General features: G+C 71.1%; 14 protein-coding genes. 6 read left to right on the top strand and 8 right to left on the bottom strand.

Features of this window, described 5'->3' with window-relative positions:
- Window positions 1-111 precede the first annotated feature (111 nt).
- Window positions 112-789 carry a LysM peptidoglycan-binding domain-containing protein gene (locus ACWDR3_RS30230; protein WP_450355741.1) on the bottom strand — a complete coding sequence of 226 codons (678 nt, stop codon included), beginning with the start codon at window positions 787-789 and terminating at the stop codon, window positions 112-114.
- Window positions 790-1,298: 509 nt separating this feature from the next.
- Here ACWDR3_RS30230 and ACWDR3_RS30225 point away from each other — a divergent pair.
- Window positions 1,299-2,081 carry a hypothetical protein gene (locus ACWDR3_RS30225; protein ID WP_450355740.1) on the top strand — a complete coding sequence of 261 codons (783 nt, stop codon included), beginning with the start codon at window positions 1,299-1,301 and terminating at the stop codon, window positions 2,079-2,081.
- 66 nt (window positions 2,082-2,147) lie between these two features.
- On the top strand, window positions 2,148-2,534 hold the full coding sequence (locus tag ACWDR3_RS30220; protein ID WP_450355739.1) for a hypothetical protein: 387 nt from the start codon (window positions 2,148-2,150) through the stop codon (window positions 2,532-2,534).
- A gap of 75 nt (window positions 2,535-2,609) precedes the next feature.
- On the opposite strand, the gene der is transcribed toward ACWDR3_RS30220, so the two are convergent.
- The 6 genes from der to ACWDR3_RS30190 all read right to left on the bottom strand — a co-directional run bounded on the left by der (window position 2,610) and on the right by ACWDR3_RS30190 (window position 7,803).
- Entirely contained in the window at window positions 2,610-4,085 is a 1,476-nt protein-coding gene (gene der, locus ACWDR3_RS30215) for a ribosome biogenesis GTPase Der (RefSeq protein ID WP_450355738.1), read from the bottom strand.
- Between the two features lie 76 nt (window positions 4,086-4,161).
- Window positions 4,162-4,749 (bottom strand): lysophospholipid acyltransferase family protein, encoded by a 588-nt coding sequence (locus ACWDR3_RS30210; RefSeq protein WP_450355746.1) that lies wholly within the window; start codon window positions 4,747-4,749, stop codon window positions 4,162-4,164.
- Between the two features lie 62 nt (window positions 4,750-4,811).
- Window positions 4,812-5,507 (bottom strand): (d)CMP kinase, encoded by a 696-nt coding sequence (gene cmk / locus ACWDR3_RS30205; RefSeq protein WP_450355737.1) that lies wholly within the window; start codon window positions 5,505-5,507, stop codon window positions 4,812-4,814.
- A gap of 203 nt (window positions 5,508-5,710) precedes the next feature.
- Window positions 5,711-6,796 (bottom strand): prephenate dehydrogenase, encoded by a 1,086-nt coding sequence (locus ACWDR3_RS30200; protein WP_450355736.1) that lies wholly within the window; start codon window positions 6,794-6,796, stop codon window positions 5,711-5,713.
- Window positions 6,793-7,155, bottom strand: coding sequence for a chorismate mutase (aroH, locus tag ACWDR3_RS30195; RefSeq protein ID WP_124002491.1), 363 nt, complete (start codon window positions 7,153-7,155; stop codon window positions 6,793-6,795). The genes ACWDR3_RS30200 and aroH overlap by 4 nt, the downstream gene beginning before the upstream one ends.
- Window positions 7,156-7,299: 144 nt before the next feature.
- Window positions 7,300-7,803 carry a YidB family protein gene (locus ACWDR3_RS30190; RefSeq protein ID WP_450355735.1) on the bottom strand — a complete coding sequence of 168 codons (504 nt, stop codon included), beginning with the start codon at window positions 7,801-7,803 and terminating at the stop codon, window positions 7,300-7,302.
- A gap of 97 nt (window positions 7,804-7,900) precedes the next feature.
- Here ACWDR3_RS30190 and ACWDR3_RS30185 point away from each other — a divergent pair, with 97 nt between their 5' ends.
- The 4 genes from ACWDR3_RS30185 to ACWDR3_RS30170 are packed head-to-tail and all read left to right on the top strand — an operon-like array spanning window position 7,901 to window position 10,419.
- Window positions 7,901-8,572, top strand: coding sequence for a hypothetical protein (locus tag ACWDR3_RS30185; RefSeq protein WP_450355734.1), 672 nt, complete (start codon window positions 7,901-7,903; stop codon window positions 8,570-8,572).
- 41 nt (window positions 8,573-8,613) lie between these two features.
- Window positions 8,614-9,195, top strand: coding sequence for a DUF6529 family protein (locus ACWDR3_RS30180; protein WP_450355733.1), 582 nt, complete (start codon window positions 8,614-8,616; stop codon window positions 9,193-9,195).
- Window positions 9,192-9,602 (top strand): Rieske (2Fe-2S) protein, encoded by a 411-nt coding sequence (locus ACWDR3_RS30175; RefSeq protein ID WP_450355732.1) that lies wholly within the window; start codon window positions 9,192-9,194, stop codon window positions 9,600-9,602. The genes ACWDR3_RS30180 and ACWDR3_RS30175 overlap by 4 nt, the downstream gene beginning before the upstream one ends.
- Window positions 9,603-9,624: 22 nt before the next feature.
- Window positions 9,625-10,419, top strand: coding sequence for a nucleotidyltransferase domain-containing protein (locus tag ACWDR3_RS30170; RefSeq protein WP_450355731.1), 795 nt, complete (start codon window positions 9,625-9,627; stop codon window positions 10,417-10,419).
- Here ACWDR3_RS30170 and ACWDR3_RS30165 read toward each other — a convergent pair.
- Complete coding sequence (locus tag ACWDR3_RS30165; protein WP_450355730.1) at window positions 10,351-11,100, bottom strand: nucleotidyltransferase domain-containing protein; 750 nt, start codon at window positions 11,098-11,100, stop codon at window positions 10,351-10,353. The two genes, ACWDR3_RS30170 and ACWDR3_RS30165, sit on opposite strands and share 69 nt — an antisense overlap.
- Window positions 11,101-11,111 lie beyond the last annotated feature (11 nt).

The following is an 11,111-nucleotide window of genomic DNA, read 5'->3' as shown; positions in this document are numbered from 1 at the left end:
ACGGTCGCCGTGCAGGTGTCGGGGACCTTCGGGTCGCCCCGCCCGGTCGGCAGACCGGACGGGACCCCTGATGCCTGATGCTTGATGCCTGACGCGTGATCCGTGATCGGATCAGAACGTGAGTCGCTGGCCGGGCACGATCAGATCTGGATCGGCCCCGATGACGGCCTTGTTGGCCGCGTACAGCCGCTGCCAGGTGGTCCCGTGCCGAGCGGCGATCTTGCTGAGCGTGTCGCCCTGGCGGACGGTGTAGTCACCGCGCGAGGCGCCGCGGGCCGGGTGGCTCGACGGACGCGCCGGCTTCTTCGCCGGCTTCGCCGCGGTGGACTCGGTGCTGGAGCCGGAGTTCGACCCGCCGGCCGACTCGGACGTCGACTTCGGCGTCGACTTGGTGGCCGGTGAACCCGCGGCGGGTGCGCCGCCGTACGCTCCGGCCCGGGTCGAGCAGGTCGGCCAGGCGCCCCAGCCCTGGGCCTTCTGGACCTTGGTGGCGACAGCGATCTGCTGTTCCCTGGAGGCCTTGTCGGCGGTCGGCGCGTAGGCCGTGCCGCCGTACGCGCGCCAGGTACTGGCGGAGAACTGGAGCCCGCCGTAGTAGCTGTTGCCGGTGTTGATGTGCCAGTTGCCGCCGCTCTCGCACTGGGCGATGCGGTCCCACACTCCCCCGTCCGCCGCCGCGGCGTTGCCGGTCGCGGCGAGCAGTCCGAGCGGGGCGAGCAGAGCCGCTCCGGCGAGGACCGCCGTCGTGCGCTTGCGGGTCGGACGGTTGGTATCAACACATTCGGACATGTGAATCCCTCTCCACAAACCCGGGGTCCCCCAAGGCGGTACGCGTTCCGTGCACTGGGGCGCGGTTGGCGCGTTCCACCCCGTCCGCCTCGGGGATGGTGCTGGATTCTGCTGGCTTGGTGCGGTCGGCGGACGTACCCGAGCGGTGCTCTGTGCACACGGCCGAGGAATCTAAGGAGCCGGGCCGGTTGGTATCAACCAACTCCTTGTCATTCCAGGCCAGTTCGCCGTTACCGCGGGTATCGGCTATTTTCGGACACCCACTTCATTCGCCGATTTCATGATTTGTCGACCAGTACCCCGGACGCCCTGTGACTCAGTTCACCCAACCAACTTCCTTTGATTTCCAAGGAATTGACGGTGAGTGCCCGATTCCGCACGAGCGGTGACCCTCCGCGCTGGATGGGTCGATTCCGTTCGCCCTGGGGCGTGACTCCCGCCACAGATCCTCCGTTGTCTTCTTCATGAGCCCGGGACCCACCGGGCACCACATCCTGAGGGAGCCACCCGTGCCGCGCATGCTCGACGTCAGCGACGAGGTACGCGCCGAGATCGGCGACGAAGAAGCCGACCGGCTGCTCGCCGGAGAGAACGCCCCCGGCAGCTACGACTGCACGTCCTGCCGCACCCCGGGCGACTCCGAACAGGAGCGCACCAGCACCGTCCTGTTCATCGGCGACGAGACCGCCGTCCTCGCCTTCGCCCACTCCACCTGTCTGCCCTCGCAGGTCGTCCAGGTCACCGAGGAGCAGCTCCGCGGCGCCGTGAAGTCCATCTCCGGGGACACGGTGGACCTGGAGCCGGAGAAGATCGTGCCCGAGCAGGCCGTGCTCGGCATCACCAGCGGACTCGTCCTGATCGCCGGGGAGTTGCACCCGGCCCTGGTCGTCGAGCCGACCGCGCCCATCGCGCGCCCCGGCACGACCGGTTCCGGCGACGACTTCCTGCCGCTCCTCATCGAGCAGGGCTTCATGCCGCTCACGGAGCTGACCGAGGTGCCGCCGGTGCTGCACGGCTGGTCGGTGCTGCTCGCGGTGGGCCAGCTGCACGCGGTGCTGCAGCCCAGCACCAACGGCGGGCAGCCGGTGGCCTGGTGGCAGGCGCACCAGCCGCTGCAGGTGACGGAGAGCTGGCGGGCCGCCGCGAACAAGCACCAGCAGGTGCTGATGTTCGCCGCACCGGTGGGCTCGATCGGCCGCCAGCCCCGGGAGGACCTGCTCCGGGACGCGATCGACAAGGCGGCGGCGAACGGCAAGCTGGTCGCGGTGGCCATGCCGCTCGCGGGCACGTGAGGTCCCGCCCCTAAAAGGCCGACCGCACAACCGCATCCCTGACCAGTCGGTGTCGTTTGGACATACGTGTACGCATACGACGTTCCACGCCGCCAGTCCTATCAGCCGATCCCGTCCGCGCGGTCGGCCCAGGACTACCTGAGCGGCCCATCGGCCACGCCGATCTACGACGCGCTCTATGCCGAGTACGTCAAGTCCTTCCGCACACTGCCGGGCGACCGCAGCGGCGAGGAGGAACTGGGCTTCACCGCCTTCGGCAACATCCCGCACAGTACGGGTGCGTACGGCGGACACCGGCCGGGGTCGTTCAGCAGCTCGTACAGCGCCTACAGCGCGGGGGCCTACAGCGCCCGGCAGCAGTCGCAGTGGCAGCGCGTGGGGCAGATCGGTCAGGTCGGCCAGCAGGGCACGCGGATGCACCACGTGCCGGCGGCACTGCCACCGGGTCACTGAGTTCGGCGGCAAGGGAAAGGGCGACCCCGATCGGGGTCGCCCTTTCCCTTGCCGTACGCCTGTCCGGCCGTGGAGCTACTTCTTCTTGCCGCGCTTCTCGCGCACCCGCACCGAGATGTGGATCGGCGTGCCGTCGAAGCCGAACTCCTCGCGCAGGCGGCGTTCGATGAAGCGCCGGTAGCCCGCCTCGATGAAGCCGGAGGCGAAGAACACGAACCGCGGGGGCTTGGTGCCGGCCTGGGTGCCGAAGAGGATGCGGGGCTGCTTGCCGCCGCGGATCGGGTGCGGGTGGGCGGCGACCAGCTCACCGAGGAAGGCGTTCAGCCGGCCCGTCGGGACGCGGGTCTCCCAGCCGGCCAGGGCGGTCTCGATGCCCGGGACCAGCTTCTCCATGTGCCGCCCTGTGCGCGCCGAGACGTTCACCCGGGGCGCCCACGCGACCTGGCCGAGCTCGGTCTCGATCTCGCGCTCCAGGTAGTAGCGCCGCTCCTCGTCGAGGGTGTCCCACTTGTTGAAGGCGAGCACGATCGCGCGCCCCGCCTCCACGGCCATGGTGACGATGCGCTGGTCCTGGATCGAGATGGACTCGGAGGCGTCGATCAGGATGACCGCGACCTCGGCCTTCTCGACGGCGGCCGCGGTGCGCAGCGAGGCGTAGTAGTCGGCGCCCTGCTGGAGGTGGACGCGCTTGCGGATGCCCGCGGTGTCGACGAACTTCCAGGTGATACCGCCGAGTTCGATCAGCTCGTCGACCGGGTCACGGGTGGTGCCCGCGATCTCGTTGACGACGACGCGCTCCTCGCCCGCGACCTTGTTCAGCAGCGAGGACTTGCCGACGTTCGGGCGGCCGATCAGCGCGATCCGGCGGGGACCGCCGACCGCGGTGCCGAAGGTCTGCTCGGGCGCCTCCGGCAGGGCCTCCAGGACGGCGTCCAGCATGTCGCCGGTGCCGCGGCCGTGCAGCGCGGAGACGGGGTGCGGCTCGCCGAGGCCCAGGGACCACAGGTAGGCCGCGTCGGACTCGCCGCTGAGGCCGTCGACCTTGTTGGCGGCCAGCACGACGGGCTTGCCGGCCTTGCGCAGCAGTCGTACGACCGCTTCGTCGGTGTCGGTCGCGCCGACCTTGGCGTCGACGACGAACACGACGGCGTCGGCGGCCTCGATCGCGTACTCGGCCTGCGCGGCCACGGACGCGTCGATGCCGAGGACGTCCTGCTCCCAGCCGCCGGTGTCGACGACCTTGAAGCGGCGCCCGGCCCACTCGGCCTCGTACGTGACACGGTCGCGGGTGACACCGGGCTTGTCCTCTACGACGGCTTCCCGTCGCCCGATGATGCGGTTGACGAGCGTCGACTTGCCGACGTTCGGGCGGCCGACGACGGCGAGGACCGGCAGCGGGCCGTGTCCGGCCGCCTCGATCGCGCCCTCGACGTCCTCCGGGTCGAAGCCCTCGACCGCGGCGAGCTCCATGAACTCCGCGTACTCGGCGTCGCCGAGGGCTCCGTGCTCGTGCTCCTCGCCCGGGCCGTCGGAGGGGATGTGGTCGTTCATGAAGTCCGTACCTCGTTCATCGTGGTGATCGGTGGACCGACCGGTTTCGCCGGTTTGATCCACTACTCAGTGTCGCCTAGCGGCCGGTCAGCCGCCTGGCGTTTTCCAGGTGCGCGGTGAGCTGCTTCTGGATGCGCTCGGTCGCCTCGTCCAGCGCCCGGCGTGTACGTCGTCCGCTGCCGTCGCCCGCCTCGAAGGGGTCGCCGAAGACGACGTCGATACGGCTGCGCAGCGGAGGCAGCCCCTTTATCAACCGTCCGCGCCGCTCCGAACTTCCCAGCACCGCGATGGGCACGATCGGGGCGTCGCCGCGCACCGCGAAGTAGGCGAGCCCGGCGCGCAGGGAGGCGAAGTCGCCCTCGCCCCGGCTGCCCTCGGGGAAGATGCCGAGCACTCCGCCGGCCGCCAGGACGTCCAGCGCCCGGGTGATCGCGGTGCGGTCGGCGGTGGAGCGGTCCACCTTGAGCTGCCCGATGCCCGTCAGGAACGGGTCGAGCGGGCCGATGAACGCCTCCTGCTTGATCAGGAAGTGCGTCGGCCGGGGTGCCACGCCCATGACCATCGGGCCGTCGATGTTGTGCGAGTGGTTGACGGCGAAGATCACCGGGCCGGTCGCGGGCACCTTCCAGGCGCCGAGCACACGCGGCTTCCACAGCCCGTGCATCAGGCCGACGCCGATGCGCCGGCCGACCTCGGCTCCCCGCTCGGAGGCGGCTTTGGGCCTGGTCACTTCCCGGCCCGCTTCTCCTCGACGAGGGTGACGACACACTCGATGACCTGCGCCAGGGTGAGCTCGGTGGTGTCCACCTCGACCGCGTCGTCCGCCTTGGCGAGCGGCGAGGTCTTCCGGGTGGAGTCGGCCGCGTCCCGCTTGATCAGGGCCTCACGGGTGGCGTTGACGTCGGCGCCCTTGAGCTCGCCGCTGCGCCGGGCGGCGCGGGCCTCCGGGGAGGCGGTGAGGAAGACCTTCAGATCGGCGTCGGGCAGTACGGTCGTACCGATGTCCCGGCCCTCGACGACGATGCCCCGCTCCGCGCTCGCCGCCACGGCCCGCTGCAGCTCGGTGATCCTGGCCCGCACCTCGGGCACCGCGCTGACCGCGCTGACCTTGGAGGAGACCTCCTGGGTGCGGATCGGGCCGGCCACGTCGACGCCGTCGACCGTGATCGTCGGCTCCGCCGGGTCGGTGCCGGAGACGATCTCGGGCTTGCCGGTCACCGCGGCGATCGCCGTCGGGTCGTCGATGTCGATCCCGTTGGTCACCATCCACCAGGTGATCGCCCGGTACTGGGCGCCCGTGTCCAGGTAGCTCAGGCCGAGCTGTGCGGCGACGGCCTTCGACGTGCTCGACTTGCCCGTGCCGGCGGGGCCGTCGATGGCGACAATCACGGCCTGGGCGGTCGGGGCGGCGCCGTTTTCCACAGGGGGACACCTTCCTGGTGCGGTGCGGTGAGTGGTGTGCGGGGCACGAAAGTGCCCCGCACAAGGTTACTGGCTTCCCGGGTCCCCTCTTACAGGCGGCCGATCGACCCCTCAGGAGCGAACGATCGGCGCGATCACCGCCGGATCCCGGGGAGGGGATCACTGCCGGATCCCGGGGGGCTTGCTACCGGATCCCGGGGGGCTTACTGCCGGATCGCCCAGCCCCGCTCCCGCAGCGACGCCGTGAGGACCGGCGCCGCCTGCGGCTCCACCATCAGCTGCACCAGACCCGCCTGCTGTCCGGTGGCGTGCTCGATGCGTACGTCCTCGATGTTGACCCCGGCCCGGCCGGCGTCCGCGAAGATGCGGGCCAGCTGGCCCGGCTGGTCGTCGATGAGGACGGCCACGACCTCGTAGGACCGCGGCGCCGTCCCGTGCTTGCCGGGGACCCGGACCTGACCGGCGTTGCCCCGCCGCAGGACGTCCTGGATGCCGGAGGTGCCCTCGACGCGCTTGGCCTCGTCGGCGGACTGCAGGGCGCGCAGGGCCTGCACCGTCTCCTCCAGGTCGCCGGCCACGTCGGTGAGCAGGTCGGCGACGGGTCCCGGGTTCGCGGAGAGGATGTCGATCCACATCGCGGGGTCGGAGGCGGCGATCCGGGTCACGTCCCGGATGCCCTGCCCACACAGCCGTACGGCCGCCTCCTCGGCGTTCTCCAGCCGCGCGGCGACCATGCTGGACACCAGGTGGGGCATGTGGGAGACGAGTGCGACGGCGCGGTCGTGGGCGTCGGCGTCCATGACGACCGGCACGGCACGGCAGTGCGAGACCAGCTCCAGCGCGAGGTTCAGCACCTCGGTGTCGGTGTCCCGGGTCGGGGTCAGCACCCAGGGGCGGCCCTCGAAGAGATCGCCGGTCGCGGCCAGCGGGCCGGACTTCTCGCGGCCGGACATGGGGTGCGTGCCGATGTACGCCGAGAGGTCCAGGCCCAGCGCCTCCAGCTCGCGGCGCGGGCCGCCCTTGACGCTGGCGACGTCGATGTAGCCGCGGGCCACGCCCCGGCGCATGGCGTCGGCCAGCACGGTGGCGACATGGGCCGGCGGCGCGGCGACGATCGCGAGGTCGACCGGGCCCTCGGGCGCCTGGTCGGTGCCGGCGCCCAGGGCGGCGGCCGTGCGGGCCTGCTCGGGGTCGTGGTCGGCGAGGTGGACGACGACGCCCCGCTGGGACAGGGCGAGCGCGGCGGAGGTACCGATGAGGCCGGTGCCGATGACGAGTGCGGTTCTCACTGGGCGATGTCCTTGCGCAGGGCGGCCGCGGCGCCGAGGTACACGTGCGCGATGTCGGCACGGGCCCGGTCGGACTCGATGTGCGCCAGGATGCGGACCACGCGGGGCATGGCGCCCTGGATGTCGAGTTCCTGGGCGCAGATCAGCGGTACGTCGGTGATGCCGAGCTTGCGGGCGGCGGCCGCCGGGAAGTCGCTGTGCAGGTCGGGCGTGGCCGTGAACCAGATGCTTATCAGGTCCTCGGCGCTCAGGCCGTTGCGCTCCAGGACGGCGGTGAGCAGGGCGCCGACCTGCTCGTCCATGTGCCCGGCCTCGTCCCGTTCCAGTTGGACGGCTCCCCGGACCGCTCGTACCGCCACGGCTCAGCTCCTTGCTAACGGCTCGACTCTTCCCTCGTCCAGCGTAGTCAGCCCCACCGACACCGGGGCGCGGCGCCCGCCCGCTGAGACGGGCCCGGAGCCCTGCGGACGTCTTCCGAGGCACCGCGCCCCGCATTCACCGCCTCACAGCCGCTGCTGCTTCACCAGGTCCTCCAGCGAGGCCGGCACCTGCCCGTTCGGGGTCAGTTTGTCGACGGCCGTCGGCAGCACCTGGGCAAGCTGGTCGGCGGCCTCGTCCGGGGTGACGCCGTTCTGCCGGGCGACCTGGTCGAGGGTCTCGTCGGGCAGCGCCTGCTGGATCTGGGCGCCGGTCACGGACTCGTTGCTGCCGGTGCCGACCCAGGAGTCCTTCTGCTGGGCGAGGCCGGACTTCGTCAGCATGTCCAGCAGCCCGCCCAGCGGATTGGAGCCGCTGCCGCCGCCCTGGGCGCCGCCGAGGGCCGAGAGCAGGGCGCCGAGGATGCCCGCGCCGGAGCCGGCGGAGCCGCCGCTGCCCTGGCCGCCGCCGAGGAGCCCGCCCAACAGACCGCCCAGATCGTTACCCGCCATGATCACGCCTTTCGCGAAGGGCCGGGCACTGTTCGGGCCCGGCCTCGAACTCTGCTCAATGTCACCGAATTGACCCAATTTCGCTACTTGGCGAGAGACGCCCCTGTGCGCCTCTTTACGCCGGGGGCGCCGGTCCGCTCTGATGGCAGGAAACTCGCCTCGGGGGAGGGCTTCGATGAAACGTCCAGGACCGCTGCTGACCATGCTCGCGGGACTCCTGCTCGCTGTGTTCATGCTGTCGCTCAACGCGACGACGGGGACGAAGAACGTCTCGTCCACGAAGAAGGAGCAGCCGCCCGCCGCTTCGGTGTCGCCGTCGCCCTCGCCCAGCAAGCCCGCGCAGTCGCCGAGCCCCTCGCCGACCCGGACCCGGGTGCCCGTCCCGAACGCCGACTACGCCGGCCGGACCGACGACGACTCGTCCGCGGTCGCCGTCGCCGTGAACGACGGCAAGGCGGTCGCGTACTTCTGCGACGGCCGCAGCAAGGAGTCGTGGCTGAAGGGCGACGTCAAGGACGACGGGAGCATGCGGCTGACCGGGAAGAACGGCGACTCCCTGACCGGCACGCTCAAGGAGGGCAAGCGGATCCGCGGCACGGTCGACGTCGGCGGCGGGCACTACGCCTTCACCGCGGACAAGGCCAAGAAGCCGGGCGGCCTGTACCGGGCGACCGCCACGGTGCGCGGCGCCAAGGTCGACGGCGGCTGGATCGTCCTGCCGGGCGGCCGGCAGGTCGGCATCGTCACCCGCGACGAGGACCCCTCGGCCGCACCTCCCATCGACCCGGAGACCGGTGCGGTGACGGTCGACGGACAGCAGCTCACGGCACGCCCCGTCATCCCCTGACACCCCGTCCGCGACACCATCGTCCGCCCAGGGAGCCGACCATGACCGTCGACCCGAACGCCGCCACGCAGTTTTTCCAGCCGGAGCCGCCCCGCCGTGCCTCCGGCGCCGCCCGCTATCTGATCCCCGCCCTGGTCGCCGCTGCCGTGGCCATCGGCCTCGGGGCGTACGGCAAGGTCCACGATCCGGCCGGGACCGCCTTCAACCTCGCCGGGTTCAGCAGCACGTCCGCGGTGAAGTCGTGGCTCGCGACGACCGCGTTCTTCTTCGCACTCGTCCAGCTGGTCTCCGCGTTCATGGTGTACGGCAAGCTGCCGGGCCCGAGCTGGTCGGCGACCCTGCACCGCTGGTCGGGCCGGATCGCGTTCCTCGTGGCGGTCCCGGTCGCCGTGCACTGTCTGTACGCGCTGGGCTATCAGACGTACGAACCGCGCGTTTTGTGGCACTCCATCCTGGGTTGCTTCTTCTTCGGTGCGTTCAGTGCCAAGATGCTGCTGCTTCGCTCGGAGCGGCTGCCCGGCTGGCTGCTGCCGCTCGTCGGCGGGCTGGTGTTCACCGCGCTGACCGTCATCTGGCTGACGTCCGCCCTCTGGTTCTTCCGCACTTTCGGAGTGACGACATGACCCATCGCTCGACGCGCCGCACGGTCCTCCTCGCGACGGGCGCCTCGGCGCTCGCCGTGGGGTGCAGCAAGTACGGCGACGAAGGTGACTCCGGATCCTCGGACGTGAAGGCCTCCAGCGGACAGGAGTTGGCGAAGACGACCGACATCCCGGTCGGCGGCGGCAAGATCTTCAAGGACGAGAAGGTCGTGGTCACCCAGCCCGCGAAGGGCGACTTCAAGGCCTTCTCGGCGATCTGCACCCACCAGGGCTGCACGGTGACCAAGGTCGCCGACGGCACCATCGACTGCCCGTGCCACGGCAGCAAGTTCAAGATCGCGGACGGTTCGGTGGCAGGGGGCCCGGCGCCGTCGCCGCTGCCCGCGGAGCAGATCAAGGTGGAGGGAAATTCGATCACCCTGGCGTGACGGTCCCCGTACTGTCCCGTCCATGACCAGCCAGTCACCCGGCCTGCCAACCGGCCTGTCACCTGCCCTGTCACCGACCCCGTCCCCCGAGGCCCTGGTCCGCGACCACACCGTCTACGCGTGCGTGATGGGGTCGCGGGCCTTCGGTCTGGCTACGGAGGGCAGCGACACCGACCGCCGGGGCATCTTCCTCGCCCCCACTCCCCTGTTCTGGCGCTTCGAGAAGCCGCCGACCCATGTCGAGGGCCCGGCGCCCGAACAGTTCAGCTGGGAGCTGGAGCGCTTCTGCGAGCTGGCACTGCGCGCGAACCCGAACATCCTGGAGTGCCTGCACTCCCCGCTCGTCGAGTACGTCGACGCCACGGGCCGTGAACTCCTCGCCCTGCGCGGGGCGTTCCTCTCCCGCCAGGTCCATGAGACGTTCACGCGCTACGCGCTCGGTCAGCGCAAGAAGCTGGAGGGCGACATCCGTACGCACGGCGCCCCGCGCTGGAAGCACGCGATGCACCTCCTGCGCCTGCTGGCGAGCGCCCGCGACCTGCTGCGCACGGGCGCCCTCACGCTCGACGTGGGCGACGGACGCGAACCGTTGCTCGCGGTCAAGCGCGGCGAGGTCTCCTGGTCCGAAGTCGAGGCGCGGATGAACCACCTGGCGGCCGAGGCCGACGAGGCCCTGCACCGCAGCCCGCTCCCCGAGGAGCCGGACCGGGCCCGCGTCGAGGCCTTCCTGGTCCGCGTCCGGCGCGCCTCAGCCCGCCAGCCGGACCCGTACGACGAAGTCGTGCAGGACGTCGTGGGCGACGGGCGCGTCGGGTAGCGCCGAGGCCTCCTGCGCCGCGTCGAGCACGCCGTGCAGCCGCTCCACGTCGGCCCGCACGCGTGCGTGGTCGACGTCGGCGTCCCCGTGCTCCCGTTCCGCCTTCGCGGCGATCAGCTCCGGCAGGTAGGCGGGCGCGTCCACCTCGCCGAGCAGCGTGGGCAGATGGGCCTGCACCTCGCCGCTGCGCATGAGGTGCACGCCGGTCAGCAGGGCGCGGAAGGTGTAGAGCAGCGGTTTGAGTTCGCCGGTCTTCTCGAACAGCCGCCACTGCGTCACCGCGAACCCCCGGTAGTGGTGGGCGTGATGACCGGTGAGGACGTCGGGGGCGAGCGCGACCAGTTCGCGGTGCGCGTCGGTGGTGTGCACGACGAGGGGCGAGAGCAGCTGCTCCAGCACATAGCCGTTGCGCCGCAGCATCAGCCGTACGAACTTGCGCAGGTCGTGGGTGACGAGGTCCATCTCGACGCCGTCCCGGTCCCACATCCGGGAGCGGGTCTCATCGGGCTCGCGCAGGCCCACCAGCGCGGCCGTGGGCAGCAGGTGGACGCCTCGCAGGTCCACGTCGGAGTCGCGGGACGGGAAGCCGTAGAGGTGGGCGCCGGAGACGGTCGCGAACAGCACCGGGTCGGGCTGTTCCGCGACCACCGGTCTGAGGTCGATGTCCAGGGTGTCGATCATGGCTCAAGAAT

Source organism: Streptomyces sp. NPDC001002, from assembly GCF_053599215.1.
This window is presented reverse-complemented; position numbering and strand designations above follow the sequence as displayed.

Bases quoted from the DNA above. Each gene is read 5' to 3' on its own strand.
- ACWDR3_RS30165 (WP_450355730.1), bottom strand. From the start codon at position 11,100: ATGATCGACACCCTGGACATCGACCTCAGACCGGTGGTCGCGGAACAG.
- der (WP_450355738.1), bottom strand. From the start codon at position 4,085: ATGAACGACCACATCCCCTCCGACGGCCCGGGCGAGGAGCACGAGCAC.
- ACWDR3_RS30210 (WP_450355746.1), bottom strand. From the start codon at position 4,749: ATGCACGGGCTGTGGAAGCCGCGTGTGCTCGGCGCCTGGAAGGTGCCC.
- ACWDR3_RS30175 (WP_450355732.1), top strand. From the start codon at position 9,192: ATGACCCATCGCTCGACGCGCCGCACGGTCCTCCTCGCGACGGGCGCC.
- ACWDR3_RS30180 (WP_450355733.1), top strand. From the start codon at position 8,614: ATGACCGTCGACCCGAACGCCGCCACGCAGTTTTTCCAGCCGGAGCCG.
- ACWDR3_RS30170 (WP_450355731.1), top strand. From the start codon at position 9,625: ATGACCAGCCAGTCACCCGGCCTGCCAACCGGCCTGTCACCTGCCCTG.
- ACWDR3_RS30185 (WP_450355734.1), top strand. From the start codon at position 7,901: ATGAAACGTCCAGGACCGCTGCTGACCATGCTCGCGGGACTCCTGCTC.
- ACWDR3_RS30230 (WP_450355741.1), bottom strand. From the start codon at position 789: ATGTCCGAATGTGTTGATACCAACCGTCCGACCCGCAAGCGCACGACG.